Source organism: Paenibacillus agaridevorans, assembly GCF_003112455.1.
Classification (GTDB): domain Bacteria; phylum Bacillota; class Bacilli; order Paenibacillales; family Paenibacillaceae; genus Pristimantibacillus; species Pristimantibacillus agaridevorans.
Genome location: NZ_BDQX01000438.1, coordinates 7,717 through 8,699 on the forward strand (window position 1 = coordinate 7,717; position 983 = coordinate 8,699).

General features: G+C 58.8%; 1 protein-coding gene. It reads right to left on the reverse strand.

Annotated elements, in window-relative coordinates:
* A partial coding sequence (locus tag PAT3040_RS33495; RefSeq protein ID WP_373863997.1) for an electron transfer flavoprotein subunit alpha/FixB family protein occupies positions 1-466 on the reverse strand: 466 nt, incomplete at its 3' end.
* Positions 467-983: the final 517 nt, after the last annotated feature.

The window sequence follows — 983 nt, forward strand, 5'->3', positions numbered from 1 at the left end:
TCCACGGATGGCCGGGCTCGAAGCTGCGCCGCTCGAACGCCTTGCCGGCATAGAGCGGGCGGACGAAGGCGACGGTCCCGTCGCCGGACAGTTCGATCTCGGTGACGTCGGCAATATGGCCGGCACCGTGGGTTGCGGCAAGTCGAGGCGCAAGCTCGCGTCCAGCCGCAGTATGGCCGAGCAGCAAGGCGTCTGGACTGATTGCAGTCATTGCCGCTCCCAAGACGGCAGCGTAAACCTCGGGGGTGTAACTTTGGAGGGCGGGATTGTCGGCAACATGTACGACATCTGCGCCACGCGCCAGCAAAGCGTCGACATCATCCGCAGCGCCGCCCGAGCAAGCAACGATGGCATGCACGGCGCCATCGTTGCCAGCAAGGCGTCTGGCTGCGCCAAGCGCCTCCAGGGCAACTCGCCGTAAAACGCCATCACGGCGCTCCGCGTAGATTAATACCGTTCTGCTCATGATTCGTGACTCCTCTCGAGGCAATGTAAAAGTCAGCTATAAGTACAGGGGAGCTGTTGCTCCCACTTCTATAAGTCATTTTCTATAAGTCATTGAAAGAAAGTTACTCCGCTACGGTCCCTACGCTTTCCCGTTCAACACAGCACTTCTCCTCAACAGTCCACCATACTCAACAACGCACCATGCTCAACAACGTACCATACTCAACAGCCCACCATGCCCAACAGCGCACATTCTCAGCAACACACCATGCTCAACAGTGCCCCTTGCTCAACAGTCCACCTTACTAAACAGCGCACCATGCTAAACAACGCACCATGCCAACAATGCCCCTTGCTCAACAGCACACCATACCCCACAGCGCACCAAGCTTTGTCGTCACCCGCTTACAATACTTTCGCTTCATCCTGCAGCAGCTTTAAAAGCTCGGAAGCTTGCTGCGCCGCAGCTCCGCCGATCCGTTTGCCCGCCGCCCGAGGCGGGGGAGGGGAGAGGGAGATTTGGCGGGGGCGGACGG